Genomic DNA, 17,020 nt, shown 5'->3' on the forward strand with positions numbered 1-17,020 from the left:
GCCGGTTCGCTGCGCCGGTTACGTGCGGGAGAGGACGGCCACCAGGAAGTCCGAGTCGTCACTGAACGGGCGGAGATCCCAGGTGGAGAGCAGGAGATCCACGGTGAGGCCCCCGGCTTCGGCATCGGCGAGGAACTGGGGGAACTCGTAGCCGCGACCTGCCCCGAATCCGATGACGGCACGGCCGGCCGGAGCGAGATGGCGGGCGAATCTCGCCAGCACCGTCTCCCGGGTGGACGGTGCGAGGAAGGTCATCACGTTGCCCGCACAGACGATGACGTCGAAATCGGCGGGGATCGCGCGGGCCGGCAGGTCCAGTGTGGCGAGGTCGCCGACGAGCCAGGTCGGTCCGGGGTGGTCCTCCTCCGCCGCGGCGATCAGTACCGGATCGCCGTCGACGCCGACCACGGCGTGACCGGCCTCGTGTAGGTGACCACCCAGGCGGCCGGGCCCGCATCCCGCGTCGAGGACGCGTCCGCCGCGTCCGAGCATCGCATCGACCAGTCGGGCCTCGCCGACGATGTCCTGGCCGGCTGCCGCCATCGTCCGGAAGCGCTCGACGTACCGCGTGGAGTGAGCCGGGTCGGTGGCCGTGATCTCGTCCCACCGGCTGGGCGTGTGGTTGCCGGGGGTGGGTGTACTCATCATCGGTTCCTCCTCTTTGCGGCATGACCGTTGCGGCATGACCGTGGGGCGCCGGGTGCTCGGTTTCCCGCGGTGTCGGCGGCCACTGCCACCGTAGGCGAGGTGACTTGACGGCCTCGGGCGGCAGCGGGTTTACTGACCCTAGTTCGAAAATGTGTTCGAACAGAGCGTGTGTTCGAGCCGCGTCTTCCCCGTGGTGACCGACCGCTGTTGATACCGAGGTCAGGGGTATGCAATGACGGATGTAGCCGCGTGGAAGCCGGGCACAGCCGAGCCGGAGATGTCGAGACGGGAACGCCTCGAGCAGCTTCGGCGGCAGATTGCCGCGGTCCCGGCGCGGGGCGAGGCGTCGGTGCGGCGCTGGTCGCCTTCCGGCCACGGTCACCCCGGAGGTCGGGATGCGGCCGAGCCGGCGGATCCACGTCGGGAAGACCGGGACGTACTGCCGGTTCCCGGAGCGCTGGCGGGACTGTTGCCGAGTCGTGGGCTGGCGCGAGGTTCCGTCGTGGCGCTGTCGGGAGCGACGTCGCTGTTGCTGGGTCTGGTGGCCTCGGTGACGGCGGCGGGTGGGCACGTGGCCGTGATCGGCCATCCTCGGCTGGGGCTGGCAGCGGCCGTCGAGATGGGTGCCCGGCTCGAGCGGCTGGCGTTGATCCCGGATCCGGGTGCCGATCCGGTCGAGATCGCGGCCGTGCTGCTCGACGGCATGGACCTGGTGGTTCTCGGTCTCGCCGGCGCGTCGGTGTCGCCGTCCCGGGCTCGTGCGGTGGTGGCACGGGCTCGGAGCAAGGGAGCGACGCTCCTGGTCACCGACGGTCATTGGGACGGCGCGGAGGTGCGGCTGGATGCTCGGGTCGGCGGTTACCGCGGCGTCGAGTCGGTGGGGGCGGACCGCAGTATCGGCCGGCTGTGTTCGTTCCGGTTGGCGGTCCAGGCACGTGGCCGCAGTTTTCAGCCGCGAAGTACCCAGTTCGACATCCGGTGGGTCCGTGACCGGGTGGAGTGGGTGCCGGATTCCGATTCCGGGCATGTGCCGGTCGCGCCGCCGATCCGGGTGGTGGGTCTGTGAGCCGGGTACTCGCCCTCTGGTGCCCGGACTGGCCGGCGGTGGCCGCGGCCGCCGAGATCGATCTGCCCCCGACTCATCCGGTCGCCGTACTGGGGTCCGGTCGGGTCGTGGCCTGCTCGGCCCCGGCGCGGGCGGAAGGTGTGTGTCGGGGGCTGCGCCGGAGGGAAGCTCAGGCACGATGCCCCCGAGTGCACGTCGCTGCCGCCGATGCCGACCGAGATGCTCGACTGTTCGAACCGGTCGCCGCGGCCGTCGATGCCGTCGCCCCCGGTGTCGAGGTACTGCGCCCGGGCCTGGTGGTGTTGTCCGCTCGGGGAGTGAGCCGGTACTTCGGTTCCGAGGAGGCGGCGGCGGAGCGGCTGGTCGATGCCGTGTCTGCGGTGGGAATCGAGAGTCAGGTCGGTGTCGCCGATCAGCTGACCGCCGCGGTGGTCGCCGCCCGGTACGGCATGCTGGTGCCGCCGTCCGGAAGCGCGGACTTCCTGGCGCCGTTGCCGATGGCGGAGTTGGCGGCCGAGCCGAGCTTGTCCGCGCCGGATCGCAGTGATCTGGTCGATCTGCTGCGACGGTTGGGGATGCGGACGATCGGATCCTTCGCCGCTCTGTCCGCGGTGGACGTCGCTTCCCGCTTCGGAACGGATGCGGTGTCGATGCACCGCGCGGCGCGGGGCGAACCGGAACGCCCACCGTCGGGTCGGGCACTTCCACCGGACCTCGACGTCGAGCACGACTGCGACCCACCGCTCGAGCGTGTGGATGCCGCAGCGTTCGTGGGACGTGCCCTGGCCGAGAAGTTGCACCGGGTGCTCTCGGATGCCGCGGTGGCGTGCACCCGTCTGGCGGTGATCGCCGGCACCGATTCCGGCGAGACCCTCACGCGCACATGGCGATGTGCGGAACCGCTCACTCCGGAGGCGACCGCCGACCGGGTGCGCTGGCAACTGGACGGCTGGCTCGTCCGGCGGCACGGTTCCCGGACGGAATCGAGGGTGGTGCGGTTGCGGCTCGAGCCGGTCGAGGTGGTCGCGGCGGGTGCCCTGCAACTGGGCTTGTGGGGTGGCGTGGGCGAACAGGAGGAGCGGGCCCGGCGGGCGCTGGTGCGGGTGCAGGGTCTACTCGGCGGGGAGGCGGTACAGGTGGGGGTGCTCAGCGGTGGGCGCGGCCCGGCCGACCGGATCACGGTGCTGCCCTGGGGAGAGGAGCGTGTCCCGAGCTCCGATCCGGCGGAGCCGTGGCCGGGGCGCCTGCCCGCGCCGTCACCGGCTGCCGTGCTCGCTCGGTCACCCGAGGTGTGGGTGGGCGACGGCGCGGGTGCGGCGGTGACGGTGACCGGGCGCGGCGGTCTCAGCGCGCCCCCTGCCCGGCTGCGGTGGGGCAGCCGGGAGTGGGAGGTGTGCGGTTGGGCCGGGCCGTGGCCGGTGGACGAGCGATGGTGGGATCCGGCGGCCGCGGACGAGGCGGTGCGCGCCCAGGTTCTGCTCGAGGATTCGCGGGCGTTGCTGGTGATCCACCGGCACGGTCGATGGTGGGTGGAGGGCATCTACGAGTGAGGTCGGATCGAGGAGGGTCTCCCCGGCGTCGTGCCGGTAGTGGTACCCGAACCGGTCCGGGACCGACGCGGTCTCGTCGACACCCAGGTGAATCCACTTGCAACGCGGCGGCACTTCGTGATTGGCTGACGCCAGCGTCGCGTGCCGGTGGCGGACAGCGTCAGGCATGGAGGCGCCGAACCATAGGGGTCATCCGTGGCCATTCACTTCAATCACACCATCGTCGCTGCGCGGGACAAGCAGGAATCCGCGCACTTCTTCGCCGAACTCTTCGGACTCCCGGCTCCGCAGCCGTCCGGCTTCTTCCTGGCGGTGCAACTCGACGGCGGAGTCACGCTCGACTACGCCGAGCCTCCCGGAAGCCAGGACATTGCACCGCAGCACTACGCATTCCTGGTGGGGGAGGACGACTTCGACCGGATCTACGGTCGCATCCTCGACCGGGGCCTCGAGCACTGGGCCGATCCGCGGCAGAGCCTGCCCGGCGAGATCAACCACAACGACGGCGGGCGAGGGGTGTACTTCCTCGACCCGTCCGGGCACTATCTCGAGATCATCACGCGGCCGTACGGGTCGGGCGGGTAGTCGGCGGCGCGCTGCACGGACCACACCGCCGGGCATATGCTCGACTGTCGTGGATACGAGCACGACGACCCTGCCCCGCGCCGGACTCGACATCGCGTATCGCGATTTCGGGCCGGCTGCCTACCGGGACTCCGGACCCGCCGCGCACGACGTGCCGGTGGTTCTGGTGCACGGTATGGGCGGTGACGGGCGCACGTGGGACCGTTTCGCCCGGGAACTGACAGGCGTCGGGCGCCGGGTGGTCACCATGGACCTGCGTGGGCACGGGCGCAGTGCCCGTGCGGCGTCGTATCGATTCGCAGAGTTCGGCTCCGACGTCGCCGAACTCTGCGACACCCTCGGCATCGCCCGCGCGGACCTGGTGGGCCATTCCCTCGGGGGTCATGCCGCGTCCCTGGTCGCGCAGACCCGGCCCGATCTGGTGCGCCGACTGGTGATCGAGGAGGCGCCGCTGCCGTTGCGGCCGGGCGACCCGGAGCAGACGTTCACCCGACGGCTGCCGTCGGCTGTCGAGTTGTGGCACGCCACGACCAGCCTGATCCGGAGCCCGCGCGCCGTGGTCGCGTTCGACCGTTCGATGACCGGGCCTGCCCTCGCGCAGTTCCGTACGCCCGATCCGCAGTGGTGGGAGCGACTGCCCCGGATCGCGGCACCTACGCTGTTCCTGAGCGGCGGACCGACCGGCATGGTCGATGCCGCCCGTCTCGACGCCGCGGTCGCCGCGATCCCCGAATGCACCGTGGTGCCCTTCGCATGCGGGCACAGTATCCACCGCGACCGCCATCGTGATTTCGTCTCCGCTGTGCTGCCGTTCCTCAGCCGGCCGTAGGGGCGGGGAGGGCGGCGAAACCCGAGGCCCAGGGTCGATGTATCGGTGAGTGTACGAATCCCCGAAATCGACGTGTGACTTGACTCACGATCGAGCGCGATTTGGACTAGCGTCAAGGAGGAGCCTCGACCAGAGGACGGCACGTCGGGAAGAAGGTTCGTCATGACCACCGCGTCACCGAAAGCGCCCGCCAGGGAAGGGTTCAGCTCGTTGCGCTCGGGCGGGTTGAACTGGGATTCGTTTCCGCTCCGGTTGTTCACGAAGGGGAACGCGAAGTTCTGGAATCCCAGCGACATCGACTTCACCCAGGACGCCGCGGACTGGGCCGAACTGAACAGCGAGCAGCAGCGCAGTGCCACGTACCTGTGCGCGCAGTTCATCGCCGGCGAGGAAGCCGTCACCCAGGACATCCAGCCGTTCATGACGGCAATGGCGTCCGAGGGGCGATTCGGTGACGAGATGTATCTGGCGCAGTTCTGTTTCGAGGAGGCCAAACACACCCAGGTGTTCCGGCTGTGGATGGACGCGGTCGGTCTCACCGCAGACCTGCATCCCTTCGTCGCCGACAACCCCTATTACCGCACGTTGTTCTACGAGGAGTTGCCCGAGTCGCTACGGGTACTCGAGTCCGATCCGAGCCCGGTCAACCAGATTCGGGCGTCGGTCACCTACAACCACGTGATCGAGGGGTCGCTCGCTCTCACCGGCTACTACGCCTGGCAGAAGATGTGCGTGCAACGAGGCATCCTGCCGGGAATGCAGGAACTCGTGCGGCGTATCGCCGACGACGAGCGCCGGCACATGGCGTGGGGGACGTTCACGTGCCGCAGGCACGTGGCGGCGGACGACCGGAACTGGGAAGCCGTGGGAGAGCGGATGGGCGAACTCATGCCCTTGGCCTTGGGCATGATCGCGTGGGTCGACGACCAGTTCGAGGTGGACCCGTTCGGGTTCGACAACCAGGAGTTCGTCGCCTACGCGGCCGATCGGGCGCAGCGGCGGCTGTCCGCGATCGAATCCGCGCGAGGTCGCCCGCTCGAGGAGATCGATCTCGATTACTCGCCGGAGACGCTCGAGGACCGGTTCGGTGCGGAGGACGCCGAAGAACTGACCAGGGTGGTGGGCTGAACCGTCCGCCGATCTGTCCACGCCGATCTGTTCACCGCCCACGGGGATGCCGCATGATCGAGGGATGGTGACTTCACTGGATCGCAAGCTCGTCGGTTGGTCCGCCGCGTTCGTCGTGTCGCAGGCCCTGATCGCCAAGGTGCTCGGCCCTTCGGCGCCTCGGGTGCTCGAGGTGCAGACGGCGTGGTCGGCGCGGCGCTACCGCGAGATCCTCGGGTCGATGGACGCGGCCGGTATCTCTCGCTATCGCCGGCACTATCACCTCGACCTCGTCCACCCCGCGATCTACGGCACGGCGCTGCGCATCGGCGGGCGCAGGCTCGGTGAACTCACCGCGTTGTCCCCGGCGACTCGCACCGCACTCGCGGTGGCCCCGGTCGCCTCGGCCGCGGGGGACTACATCGAGAACGCAGTGGGCCTGTATCTGCTGGACCATCGGGACGCCATTTCCGATTCGACCGTCCGGGCCACCACCGTGGTGAGTACGGCGAAATGGGTACTGGCCCTGGGAACTCTCGGCTACCTCGCTCAGGGCTATCTGCGGGTGTGGACGCGTGCGCTCACGCGCCGTTGATGTGGAGGCGTGATGCCGACCGTTGATGTGGAGGCGTGACGCCGACCGATGACCTGCCCACCGAGTACTTCGGTGACCAGGACGCGTTCCGGGACTGGTTGTCGGAGAATGCCGATTCGGCTCCCGGCGTGCTCGAGCCCGGCGGATCGAGAAGTTCGTTGCGCAACTCGCACGTGGGGAGCGGTTTCACTAGAACGTGCTCGGAGCTGCGGTGGCCGACGTTACGGTCGGGACATGATCGATCACTTCGGTTTTCCCGTTTCCGACATCGCGCGCTCGGTCGAGTTCTATCTCGACGCATTCGCCCCGGTGGGGCTCGAGGAGTTGCAGCGGGTACAGACGCCGTCCGGTGCCCTCGTGGGTTTCGGAAGTGCCGGCCACCCGTTCTTCTGGCTTCACGAGGGGGCGCGGGGCGTGCAGCAGGAACTCCACTTCGCGTTTTCCGCGCCGAGCCGCGAGGCCGTCGACGGGGTCCACGAGCGGGCGGTCGCCTCCGGTATCGAGGTTCTGCACGCGCCCCGGGTGTGGCCCGAGTATCACCCCGGCTATTACGCGGTCTTCCTGCGGGATCCCAACGGCCACAACGTGGAAGCCGTACACCACACATTCTGATCGGACGGTGTCGCGGGTGTCGGTCCTGTCGGGCGGGTGTCAGTCCCGTCGGGCGAGGACGCGGACCTGCTGTTCGTCCTTGCGGTCCCGCACGCTCACGCCCAGCTCGGCAAGCTTCTCGTCGATTTCCTCGACGTCGCGCGCCTTCTTGTCGGCGAGTGCGCGGCGGCGAGCCCGCAGCAGCGTGTGAACGGCCTCGTCGATGCCCGGCGCCCCGTCCATCCATTTCGTGTACTCGGTCGCGAGAGGATCGTTCCGTTCGATCCACGGATATCCGCGTTCGCGGAAGACAGTCTCCATCCGCGGGCCGGACAGGTCGCCTGCTCCGAATCGTGCCAGGGGCCGCCGGTTCCGGTCGGTGAGGACGAGGTCGTCGTCCTCGCGGAACACGGCGCCGATGCGAGTGCGGGGCACGTACTGCTCACGCCCGTCCTGGGAGAGTTCCACGTGGTCGGCGGCCACGGTGAGAGTCAGGGACTCCTTGCGGGCGATGTCGAACAGGGCCAGACCGCCGACGAACCCGAGCACCGAGGCGACCGGGACCAGCCACACCGCCGGTACGGTCATCGCGATCTCGAGCGGACCGGGGAGGGACGGGAGAGTGTCCACCGCCCAGCGGCCGACCGGGCCGATCGCGAACCCGATCCCACATCCTGCGGCGACGCCCACGATTCCGAAGATCCAGAGCCATCCGGCGGGGAACCTCAGGACGGTGGGTTCGGTGAGGTTCGGATCGTGCGACGTCGGTTCGTGCGTCACGTCGGGTTCTCCGTTCGATTCGGTTGCAGCAGGCGGGACACGGTTCTGCGCAGGAGGGGGCGCGGGTCGTGCGGTTCGTCCGGGTCGGCGTTCAGGAAGGCGGCGTCGACGATGGAGAGGATCCAGCGTGCGGTCTCCTCGGGAGCCAGTGCTCGGTCGATCTGCCCCAGTGCGATTCCGCGTGCGAGAAGCGTGGTCACCGCGTCCGTGCTGATCCGGGCGTCCTCCGCGACGACCTGTGCGAGTTCGGGATCCTGATCTATCCGGCGGAGCAACTCCACCATCAATCCCGGCGCGACGGGGTCGAGTGACTCGCCTGCCAGTGTCTCGACGAGATCGAGGACGGCGTCGAGGCAGTCGGTGCGATCGATGTGCCCGGAGACGAGGGCGGTGTGCTCGGGGATCGACTGCTCGAAGATCGAGCGGAACACCGCCGCCTTGTCGGGGAAGTAGTAGAAGACGCTGCCCGAACTGAGCCCGGTGGCGCGGGCGATCTGGGCCGCCGATGTGCGCTCGAAACCCTGTTCGGCGAACAAGGTCGCCGCGGCGTGCGTGATCGCGCTGCGACGTTGCGCGGTGCGCTGCGGATCGACGGTGCGTGCCATGCGCACATCGTATCATTAACTGACTGAATAGTTAATGATACGCCCCCGGGCTCGGCGTCACAGGCGTCACAATGGAACTGCCGACGTTTCGTACCCGCCGGGCCGCACCGCTCGCCGAGCCGTCGACGAGGAGTTGATCGTTCGTGAGCAGTGCCGTCCGGCTCATCCGCACCGACGCCCTGTCCGACGCCGCGGAGTACGCGTACGCGGCCATCGTGCCGGCGGGTTCTCGCCTGATATTCCTGGCGGGTTCGTGTCCACTGAATCTGGACGGCACCACGGCGGGCATCGGCGACTACCGCGCCCAGGCGGCGAAGTGCGTCGAGAACCTCCGTGTGGCCCTCGCCGAGGCGGGTGCCTCGATCCGGGACGTCGTGAGCACCCGGGTGCTGGTGGCGACGACTTCCCAGGACGATCTCGTGGCGGCGTGGGAGGTGGTCCGTGACGCATTCGCCGACCATGACGTGCCGAGCACGCTGATGGGCGTGACGATCCTCGGTTACGACGATCAACTGGTCGAGGTGGAGGCCGTCGCCGCGGTCGCCGAGTAATCTCCGTACACCGACCTCGGGGCGGAGACCGGACGCCGGGTGGGCACAATGAAGCCGTGACCGTCACGACCGAGAGCAGTGGGATGCCGACCTGTTCGGCACTGTCCTCCGCGGACGAGCCGCTACCCGGTACGGCCGCGCATGCGCCCCGGTGGGTGTGCCTCGAGATGCCGAGTGGGTGGGGCCGCGACGTGCTCGACGGAGCCGCACTCGGTGCGGACCTCGCGGCTGAACTGTCCGCCCGTGCCGACGCGGCCGGGATCCGGTTGCTGTTCATCCGGCGTGCCGGCCGGGTCGAGTACACGCGTGCGCGGCGCACGGTACTGCTCGCGAACACCGAGCCGGGAACGTCCTGGTGTGAACGACTCGAGATCGGCCACCTGGCCGACCTGCTGGACCTTCCACTCGACCGGATGAGCGGTCCGGCACCCGGGATCGGTGCGTTGCAGACGACGCCCGTCGCGTTGGTGTGTGCGCACGGTAAACGCGACCGCTGCTGCGCCGTCCTCGGCCGGCCGGTCGCTGCCGCCCTCGCCGGGGAGTTCGGGGACGCGGTCTGGGAGTGCTCGCACACCGGAGGACACCGGTTCGCTCCGTCGATGATCGTGCTGCCGACCGGATACACCTACGGCCGGCTCGCGCCCGCGGCGAGTCTCGACGTGCTGCGGTGGGCTGCGCGTGGCGCCGTGTATCCGGAGGGTCTGCGTGGACGCAGTACCTGGCCCGCCGCCGGGCAGGTCGCCGAGATCGCAGTGCGCGGGAGGGAATCCGCAGATGCGGAGGAGCTCACGGTGCGCGGTACCACCGTCTTCCACGCGGACGGCAGGTCCTGGGACGTGAACATGGTCGATCAGGTACTCGAGCCACGGCCCGCGAGCTGCGGCGCGGCGTCGAAACCGGTCACGGCGTTGGTCGCCGTCGACGTCCGGACTGCTTCGACGGTCGGCGTTACGGCCCCTCGACGAGACGCTCCAGGTTCCGTTGCCGACGAGTGAGCAACTCGATCTGTTCCCGGACCTCTCGGATCTCGCGGCGAAGCAGATCGTCTACCTCGGAGCAGAGTTCGATGCTCGGATCGTCACCGTGGACACACGGAAGAAGTGACCGGATGGACTCGGTGTTCAGGCCCGCATCGAGAAGGAGCCGGATTCGGTGCACGACCTCCGTCGCGTCCTCGGCGTAGTCGCGGTAGCCGTTCGGCTGACGGCTCGCGTCCAGTAGACCCTGCTGTTCGTAGTAGCGGAGCAGCCGCGGTGAGGTGCCGGTCTTTCGTGCGAGTTCGCCGATGAGCATGTATTCCCCTGGTGGTGACGAAGCTCGACGTCCGTCGATCCGCCGTCGGGCTTGACCTTGACACCGATGTCACGGCCTACGTTCGATCCTATGAGTGCAGCGAACATCGTGACAGGTGCAACCGACTCCCTACTGGATTCCGTACTGACAGACGGACGGCCGACGGATCTCGACACACTCGGTGTGGTCGCGTTCGGTGGCTTCGCCCACTTCACGGCGATGCAGGTCCGGGACGGCGCCGTACGAGGGCTCGATCTCCACGTGGATCGGGTCGTCGATGCGTCTCGGCGACTGTTCGGTGCCGAGCTCGCCCCGGAACGGGTTCGCTCCGATCTGCGGGCCGCCCTGGCCTCGGCTCCGCCGGACCTGTCGTTGACGATGACGGTCTTCGACTCTCACCGTGAGTTCACCAACGAGCCGGTCGAGCCACTGCTGAGGACGATGGTCCGGACGGGGCCGCCCTCGTCCGGACCGGAGGGCCCGCTCGCTCTCGGGATCTTCGAGCACGAGAGGTTCATGCCCGAGATCAAGCAGGTCGGGGAGGGCGCCAAGACCTACTTCATGCGCCGTGCCCGGGACGAGGGGTTCGACGATGCGGCGTTCGTCGATCGTGAAGGACGCGTGAGCGAGGCTTCCATCTGGAACCTCGCGTTCTGGGACGGTGAGGCGGTGGTGTGGCCGCGTGCCGAGATCCTCACCGGAACCAGGATGGGCATCCTGCAACGCCGACTCGAGTCCGTGGGAATCGAGCAGCGTACCGAAACTGTTCGTGTGCAGGAACTTTCCACATATCAAGGTGCCGCGGTGATCAACTCCTGGACGGCCGGAATCGAGGTCCGGCAAATCGGCGAGACGCCGTTCGCCGGATCCTCCGCGCTGGTGAAGGTGCTGCGCGACGCGTACGAGAACGAGCCCCCGGTGCAACCGTGAGGGAGGCCGTCCGCGGTGTACAGGCGCGTCGCTACGGGTTCGAGCGGACCTTGATTCGAACATTCTTTCGAGGTAATGTGCGTGCATGGGGTATCAGGGGGATCGTTTCCGGAAACGGACCAGTCGTGAGTTGTTGTGTGACGCTGTCGCGTTGAGCGCGAAGATCGCGGTGTGGGAGGCGCAGCGGGTGGCTGTGGTCGCCGAGGTCGAGCGCCGGTGTACGCGGGTGGATCATGGTTTCGCGTCGACGAAGGGGTGGTTGTCGTCGGTGACGGTGGTGTCGCCGGGTGCGGCGGGGCGGATCGTGGAACTCGGTGCCGGGTTGGCCGAGCATCCCGCGGTGGCGGAGGCGTTCGATGCAGGTCGGATCGCGTTCGAGCATGCGTTGCTGATCGTCCGGTTCTGCACGGAGCCCCCGAAGGGCATGCCTGCGGAGGCGTTGCCGGGGTGTGTGGCGGCGTTGCTGGCGGCGGCGGACGGGCCGTTGGCGCGTACCGACGGGGTGCGGGCGGCGGTTGCGAAGTTGGAGGCGATCTTCGAATCCGATGACCAGCCCGCGTCGGAGGACACCGACCGTAACGAGCTGTATGTGTCGAAGACGTTGAATGGTCGGGTCGCGATTCGTGGTGACGTGGACGCGGTCACGGGGGAGATGCTGTTGACCGCCCTGTCGAAATTCTCGGCGCCGCACCCGGCAGCGGACGGGACACGTGACCCGCGCACACCGTCCCGACGCCGCGCGGACGGGCTCGCCCAGTTGTTGTCGATGCTGCTCGCGTTCGGCGAGTTGGGGGTCGAGGGTGGGGAGCGTCCGCATCTGTCGGTGCACGTGCATGCGCGGGATCTGGGCCAGGACCGGCGCGAGGAGTATGCCCGCAGAACACGGCCGGCCGACAACACAGATGCGCACCCCGCCGATCCTGGTGATCCTGCTGATGTCGCTGACCTCTCTGGTCTTGCCGATGTGCGGGGTATCGCGTGGTCGCCGTGGATGGGACCATTGACCATCAACACCGCCCGCTTGTTGGGGTGTGACGCGCAGGTGACGGCGATCGTGCTCGATGAGCACGGTGCCCCGTTGAGTGTGGGACGTACCCACCGCACTGTCACCAGGGCCCAGCGCACAGCGCTCGCCGCCCGCGACGGTGGCTGCGCGTTCCCGGGCTGCGGAGCCACCGCCGCCTGGTGCGAGGGCCACCACATCAGGCATTGGGCGGACGGCGGACCCACCGACCTCGACAACCTCGTGTTGCTCTGCGGCACCCACCACCGGCTACTGCACACCACGGACTGGGAAGTGGCGATCGGCAAGACCAGGCACCCGGTGTTCACCCCACCGGCGAGCGTCGACCCGGCTCGGGAAGCGATAGCCGTCCGCACCTCAGCCGCAGGTCGACGAAAACCGCATGGTCGCAGAGGCGCATGCCGCAACGACAACGCGAGACCCCGGCTCCGCCCGGTGTGAGCGGGCGACTGCCGGGGCAATCACCGCTCGAGAAATCACCGCCGGAGGTGTTGCGGAACATCCTCTCTCAGGTCACCAGTGTGTTCCCGGAACCAACCTGGCGAGGCGGCGTGCCACCTTGCCGACCGGGCTGGAGCGGTGCGGGCGGGGCCTGGACGTCGTGGTCGCTGTCTCGGGCGAGGTCGTGGGCGGCTGCGCCGGGGCGGCGGGTGACTCACCTTTCGCGGCGGGCGAGTCCGGATATGCACGGTAGAACTGGTGCATCACCCGGTCCTTGACGCCGGGCGCGAAGACATGCCCGAGTTCGCCCAGGGTGCCCGACGGTACGTCGATGCGCTTGGGTCGGTCGGTCAACGCGCGCACCACCATCGCAGCCGCCTTCTCCGGGGACGTGATCGGCCCGACGTTGTACTTCCCGGTCGGGGCGATCATCGGGGTCTCCACGAGAGGCATGTGGATCGTGGTGAAAGTGATTCCGTCGGAGAGTGTCTCGGCAGCCGCGACGTCGGTGAAGCCGTCGAGCGCGGCCTTGCTCGCCACGTAGGCGGAGAATCGCGGTGTGCGCGCCTGGACGCCCGCGGTGGAGATGTTGACGATGTGACCGAACCCGCGTTCACGCATCTGAGGGAGCAGGGCGAGCACCATCCGGACCGCGCCGAAGTAGTTGACCGCCATGGTCCGTTCGAAATCGTGCAGCCGATCGGTGGAGTAGTAGAGCCCGCGACGAATCGACCGTCCCGCATTGTTGACCAACATGTCGACGTGATCGTGCTCGTCCAGGATCGCCTTGACGGTCTGGTCGACCGACTCGGTGTCGGTGATGTCGCACGTGTACCCGTACGCGGAGCCACCGGCATCACGGATCTCGGTGACCACGGCGTCGAGTTCCTCCGAGCGGCGAGCGAGGAGCAGTACCGTCGCTCCCTTGGCTGCAGCCGCAATGGCCGAGTAGCGGCCGATGCCGGAGGACCCGCCGGTGATGACGATGACGCGCCCGCCGAGATCGCTCCCCGAACGGGTTTCCTTCTTACGTCCGGGATCGAGATTGCGGCGCCAGTAGCTCCACAGGGCAGGTGCGTACTCGGCGAATGCCGGCACGTCGATCCCGGTACCGTGCAGTGCCTTCCGGGTGTCCTCGTTGACGAACTCGGTGGGCAGGGTGACATTGTCGAGCAGCACCGGCGGGATACCGGCCCGCTCGAGGACGGCCCTGCGTCCGCCCTCGAGGGAGCGGACCGGAAGGGGAGAAAGCAACGGCTTGGCCAGCCCACCCGGCAGATCGGCGACCGGCCTCGGGGCGCCCGACGCCTCGGCGAGGGCCGCGTAGATCTCGCGTACCGGCTGTGGCCGCGGATTGACGAGGTGGAACGCCTGTCCGTCCCGTTCCGGCTGGTGCATCAGCTCGACGATCGCGGCCGCGACGTAGTCGACCGGCACGACGTTGGTGGCACCCAGGTCGGGAACGGCGACCGGGAGGGCACGCGGCAGTCGGCCGAGCGTCTTCAGTGACGGGAACAGGTAGTAGGGCCCGTCGATCTTGTCCATCTCGCCGGTCACGGAGTTCCCGACCACGGCCGACGGTCGGTACACCCGCCAGCGCAGGCCGTCGGCCTCACGGACCAGCCGCTCCGCTTCGAACTTCGTGCGATGGTACGGAGTCGGAAAGCCCTGGCCGAGATCGAAATCCGTCTCCCCGAACGTGCCGCGATGGTTGCCCGCGACGGCGATCGACGAGACGTGGTGCAGGGTGGCGCCGAGTTCCTGGGCGAGGGCGATCACCGAGCGGGTGCCGTCGACGTTGGTGGCGGCCTGGTCCTCGCCCGCGGTGAGGTCGTAGATCGCTCCCAGGTGCAGGACGTGGTCCGCGGCGGGGGGATTGTCGACACCGAGCCCCGGTGCGGTGAGATCGCCGACCAGCGCATGGATCCGATCACCCCCGTCGATGGTGCGGGCGAGCCGGTCCAGCCGGCCCACTGATGCACTACGCACCAGGACGTGGATCTCGGCGTCGGCGTCGCGTTCGAGCAGCAGGGGCAGCACGTTGCGGCCGAGGAACCCGGTTCCGCCGGTGACGATGTAGGTGGACATATCTGTAACTTACTTCAAAGTAAGGTCATGGCACTAGTGGCCGATCCCGACTTTTTCGTGGACTCGCTTCATCCAGCGCGGGGCCCACCAGTTGGCCTCGCCCATCAGCTTCACCAGTGACGGCACCAGCAGCATGCGCACCACCGTCGCATCGACGATGAGCGCGATGATCATGCCGACACCGAGGAACCGCATGATCGACAGCCCGGAGATGGTGAATGCACCGGTCACCACGATCAACAGGAGGGCTGCCGCGGTCACGATCCGGCCCGTACGGGCCGCCCCGAAGGTCACCGCCTCCTCGGTGCTCGCGCCTGCGGCGCGGGCCTCGACCATTCGTGACATGAGGAACACCTCGTAGTCGGTGGACAGCCCGAAGACCACGGCCAGGATCAGCACGACGAAGGTGGGCTCCAGCGGGGCGGGAGTGATGCCGAGCAACTCCGCGCCGTGGCCGAGCTGGAAGATCCAGGTGAGCGCGCCGAACGTCGCGGCGAGGCTGAGCCCCGCCATCGCGACGGCCTTGATCGGCAGCACGACCGAGCCGAAGGCGAGGAAGAGCAGCAGCAGGGTGGAGACCACCATGATCGCGATCATCACCGGAAGCCACGCCGTGATCGCGGCGTTGCCGTCGTCGACGGTCGCCTGCCCGCCGCCGACCAGCAGTTCCGTGCCGGCCGGTGGCGATATCGCCCGGAGGTCGCGCACGGCATCGCTCTGCGCGGCCGTCTCGACGCCCTGGGCGTAGACAGCCGAGATGGCGACGAGGTCACCCCGGGAGCCGAGGACGGACGCCTGTCCGATCCCGGGGACCTCGCCCGCCTGACGAGCGACCGCTGACGCGTCCTCGAGACTCGGTGGGGTGTCGTCGGTCGAACGCAGGATCAGTGTGGCGCCGTTGCCGGTGGTCGGGAAGTCCTGGGTCAAGATGTCGGTGGCGACGCGTGCCGGATCGTCCTCGGGGAGCGCCGTATAGGTCACCTCACCGAACGACGCCTTCAGCAGGGGCGACGCCATGAGCAGGAGAGCGCCGACGATGAGGACGGCGATCGTCGCGGGCCGTCGCATCACCTTGGTGACGACGGCCGTCCAGAATCTGCGGGCGCGGGCCTCGCCGCGATCGGCGGCGCCCTTGCGCCACGTGAGGGAGTTGATCCGCGTCCCGAGAATCGCCAGCAGCGCCGGCACGAGCGTCAACGACAGCACCGCGGCGCTGGCGACCGCCGCCATGGCACCGAATCCGAGTGATTTGATCACGCCCTGCGGGAAGACGAGCATCCCGGCGAACGCGCACACCAGCAGCAGACCGGAGAACGCGATGGTGCGCCCGGCGGTGAGCACGGTCCGTGTCGTCGCCTCCGCGGGCGTGGCACCGTTGGCCAGTTCTTCCCGGAATCTCCCGACCACGAACAGTCCGTAGTCGATGGCGAGACCGAGCCCGAGCAGCGACGCGACGTTCACGGCGAACGAACTGACGTCGGTCACGAGAGTGAGCAGGCGCAGGATCGCCAGCGCGCAGAACACCGCCATCGCGCCGACGAACACGGGTACGGCGGCCGCGACGAGCCCGCCGAAGATGAAGAACAGCAGCACGAGGGTGATCGGCAACGCGATTGCCTCGGCCTTGATGAGATCGTTCTGCAGGTGCTGGGTGAACGCGACGCCGACCACCGAGTTTCCGGCGAACTGTACGTCGACGCCGTCCACCTCGAGCTGGGGCAGGAGGTCGTTGAAGTTCCCCATCGTCACGCCCGAGTCGTGATCGAGGATGATCGCCGCGGCCGCGGTCGTGCCGTCCTCGGAGCGGAGCGATTGCGCGACCTGAGGTGGTCCCGACCAGTAGGACGACACCGAATGGGTGGACACGTTCCCGGCGAACTCGTCGAGTGTGGCGGTCACCCGCGGGCCGATGTCGTCGAGGGTCTCCCCGTTCTCGGGGGTGTAGAGGGCGATGATGTCGGGAGTCTGTGGGCCGAGGGTGTCCTCGGTGATCCGGGCCACCTCGGCGGACTCGCTTCCCGGGTCGATGAACCCGCCCTGGCTCATCTTCCCGAAGACTCCGCTACCCCATATCCCGGCGAGAACGGCGACCAGGACGACGAGCCCGAGAACCCACCATTTGCGCGCGACGACGAATCCGGCCCACCGTGTCATGACTTCCTTACGTTCTGCTCCGGGCGGTCCCGCAACGCGCGGGCACGATTGCCGACGATAACGACTTTCGCGGGGCGGAGGGCGGGGGCCGTGACGTACGTCTCGGCGAATCCGGCATACTCGTACACGCACGTGCAACCGCACGTCCGGGGGAAGTCCGGTCCGAATCCGGCGCTGACCCGC

17 protein-coding genes are annotated in these 17,020 nt (G+C 68.4%); 11 read left to right on the forward strand and 6 right to left on the reverse strand.

What is annotated here, in order from left to right; translation table 11 throughout:
* Positions 1-18: 18 nt before the first annotated feature.
* Positions 19-645, reverse strand: a complete 627-nt coding sequence (locus G4H71_RS17125; RefSeq protein WP_072736694.1) for a class I SAM-dependent methyltransferase — start codon at positions 643-645, stop codon at positions 19-21.
* A gap of 235 nt (positions 646-880) precedes the next feature.
* On the opposite strand from G4H71_RS17125, the gene imuA' reads away from it, so the two are divergent.
* The 7 genes from imuA' (at position 881) to G4H71_RS17160 (ending at position 6,992) form a co-directional block, all read left to right on the forward strand.
* Entirely contained in the window at positions 881-1,714 is an 834-nt protein-coding gene (imuA', locus tag G4H71_RS17130; protein WP_072736633.1) for a DnaE2-dependent mutagenesis accessory factor ImuA', read from the forward strand.
* A complete protein-coding gene (locus G4H71_RS17135; RefSeq protein ID WP_072736693.1) occupies positions 1,711-3,264 on the forward strand; it encodes a DNA polymerase Y family protein in 1,554 nt (517 codons plus the stop codon). The genes imuA' and G4H71_RS17135 overlap by 4 nt, the downstream gene beginning before the upstream one ends.
* 195 nt (positions 3,265-3,459) lie before the next feature.
* The gene (locus G4H71_RS17140; RefSeq protein WP_072736632.1) at positions 3,460-3,849 is read left to right on the forward strand and encodes a VOC family protein; all 390 of its coding nucleotides are present in this window, start codon (positions 3,460-3,462) and stop codon (positions 3,847-3,849) included.
* A gap of 49 nt (positions 3,850-3,898) precedes the next feature.
* A complete protein-coding gene (locus G4H71_RS17145) occupies positions 3,899-4,678 on the forward strand; it encodes an alpha/beta fold hydrolase (protein WP_072736631.1) in 780 nt (259 codons plus the stop codon).
* A 162-nt stretch (positions 4,679-4,840) separates the two neighbouring features.
* Positions 4,841-5,806: a R2-like ligand-binding oxidase gene (locus tag G4H71_RS17150; RefSeq protein WP_072736630.1), complete on the forward strand. Its 966-nt coding sequence runs from the start codon at positions 4,841-4,843 to the stop codon at positions 5,804-5,806.
* A gap of 64 nt (positions 5,807-5,870) precedes the next feature.
* Entirely contained in the window at positions 5,871-6,380 is a 510-nt protein-coding gene (locus G4H71_RS17155) for a hypothetical protein (RefSeq protein ID WP_072736629.1), read from the forward strand.
* A gap of 234 nt (positions 6,381-6,614) precedes the next feature.
* On the forward strand, positions 6,615-6,992 hold the full coding sequence (locus G4H71_RS17160; RefSeq protein WP_072736627.1) for a VOC family protein: 378 nt from the start codon (positions 6,615-6,617) through the stop codon (positions 6,990-6,992).
* A gap of 39 nt (positions 6,993-7,031) precedes the next feature.
* On the opposite strand, the gene G4H71_RS17165 is transcribed toward G4H71_RS17160, so the two are convergent.
* A complete protein-coding gene (locus tag G4H71_RS17165) occupies positions 7,032-7,751 on the reverse strand; it encodes a YqeB family protein (RefSeq protein WP_083342948.1) in 720 nt (239 codons plus the stop codon).
* Positions 7,748-8,356, reverse strand: coding sequence for a TetR/AcrR family transcriptional regulator (locus G4H71_RS17170; RefSeq protein WP_072736626.1), 609 nt, complete (start codon positions 8,354-8,356; stop codon positions 7,748-7,750). Before G4H71_RS17170 ends, G4H71_RS17165 begins: the two co-directional genes overlap by 4 nt.
* Before the next feature lie 143 nt (positions 8,357-8,499).
* Between G4H71_RS17170 and G4H71_RS17175 the strand changes: the two genes are divergently transcribed.
* Together G4H71_RS17175 and G4H71_RS17180 are read left to right on the forward strand one after the other, a co-directional pair.
* The gene (locus G4H71_RS17175; RefSeq protein WP_072736625.1) at positions 8,500-8,907 is read left to right on the forward strand and encodes a RidA family protein; all 408 of its coding nucleotides are present in this window, start codon (positions 8,500-8,502) and stop codon (positions 8,905-8,907) included.
* Positions 8,908-8,990: 83 nt separating this feature from the next.
* Positions 8,991-9,902: a ferredoxin family protein gene (locus G4H71_RS17180; protein WP_083342966.1), complete on the forward strand. Its 912-nt coding sequence runs from the start codon at positions 8,991-8,993 to the stop codon at positions 9,900-9,902.
* Here the strand turns inward: G4H71_RS17180 and G4H71_RS17185 are convergent.
* Complete coding sequence (locus G4H71_RS17185; protein ID WP_072736623.1) at positions 9,856-10,200, reverse strand: MerR family transcriptional regulator; 345 nt, start codon at positions 10,198-10,200, stop codon at positions 9,856-9,858. The two genes, G4H71_RS17180 and G4H71_RS17185, sit on opposite strands and share 47 nt — an antisense overlap.
* Before the next feature lie 90 nt (positions 10,201-10,290).
* On the opposite strand from G4H71_RS17185, the gene G4H71_RS17190 reads away from it, so the two are divergent.
* Positions 10,291-11,130, forward strand: a complete 840-nt coding sequence (locus G4H71_RS17190) for an aminotransferase class IV family protein (RefSeq protein ID WP_072736622.1) — start codon at positions 10,291-10,293, stop codon at positions 11,128-11,130.
* A gap of 151 nt (positions 11,131-11,281) precedes the next feature.
* On the forward strand, positions 11,282-12,595 hold the full coding sequence (locus G4H71_RS17195; RefSeq protein WP_246442027.1) for an HNH endonuclease signature motif containing protein: 1,314 nt from the start codon (positions 11,282-11,284) through the stop codon (positions 12,593-12,595).
* 72 nt (positions 12,596-12,667) lie between these two features.
* Here the strand turns inward: G4H71_RS17195 and G4H71_RS17200 are convergent, their stop codons facing one another.
* Both G4H71_RS17200 and G4H71_RS17205 read right to left on the reverse strand, forming a co-directional pair.
* Positions 12,668-14,683: an SDR family oxidoreductase gene (locus G4H71_RS17200; protein ID WP_072736620.1), complete on the reverse strand. Its 2,016-nt coding sequence runs from the start codon at positions 14,681-14,683 to the stop codon at positions 12,668-12,670.
* 33 nt (positions 14,684-14,716) lie between these two features.
* Positions 14,717-16,837, reverse strand: a complete 2,121-nt coding sequence (locus tag G4H71_RS17205; RefSeq protein ID WP_072736619.1) for an MMPL family transporter — start codon at positions 16,835-16,837, stop codon at positions 14,717-14,719.
* Positions 16,838-17,020: the final 183 nt, after the last annotated feature.

The sequence above is a fragment of the Rhodococcus triatomae genome (genome assembly GCF_014217785.1).
GTDB lineage: Bacteria > Actinomycetota > Actinomycetes > Mycobacteriales > Mycobacteriaceae > Rhodococcus_F > Rhodococcus_F triatomae.

Coding starts and splice junctions, on each gene's coding strand:
- G4H71_RS17125 (WP_072736694.1), bottom strand. CDS start 645: ATGAGTACACCCACCCCCGGCAACCACACGCCCAGCCGGTGGGACGAG.
- imuA' (WP_072736633.1), top strand. CDS start 881: ATGACGGATGTAGCCGCGTGGAAGCCGGGCACAGCCGAGCCGGAGATG.
- G4H71_RS17150 (WP_072736630.1), top strand. CDS start 4,841: ATGACCACCGCGTCACCGAAAGCGCCCGCCAGGGAAGGGTTCAGCTCG.
- G4H71_RS17155 (WP_072736629.1), top strand. CDS start 5,871: ATGGTGACTTCACTGGATCGCAAGCTCGTCGGTTGGTCCGCCGCGTTC.
- G4H71_RS17160 (WP_072736627.1), top strand. CDS start 6,615: ATGATCGATCACTTCGGTTTTCCCGTTTCCGACATCGCGCGCTCGGTC.
- G4H71_RS17170 (WP_072736626.1), bottom strand. CDS start 8,356: ATGGCACGCACCGTCGATCCGCAGCGCACCGCGCAACGTCGCAGCGCG.
- G4H71_RS17180 (WP_083342966.1), top strand. CDS start 8,991: ATGCCGACCTGTTCGGCACTGTCCTCCGCGGACGAGCCGCTACCCGGT.
- G4H71_RS17185 (WP_072736623.1), bottom strand. CDS start 10,200: ATGCTCATCGGCGAACTCGCACGAAAGACCGGCACCTCACCGCGGCTG.
- G4H71_RS17190 (WP_072736622.1), top strand. CDS start 10,291: ATGAGTGCAGCGAACATCGTGACAGGTGCAACCGACTCCCTACTGGAT.
- G4H71_RS17200 (WP_072736620.1), bottom strand. CDS start 14,683: ATGTCCACCTACATCGTCACCGGCGGAACCGGGTTCCTCGGCCGCAAC.
- G4H71_RS17205 (WP_072736619.1), bottom strand. CDS start 16,837: ATGACACGGTGGGCCGGATTCGTCGTCGCGCGCAAATGGTGGGTTCTC.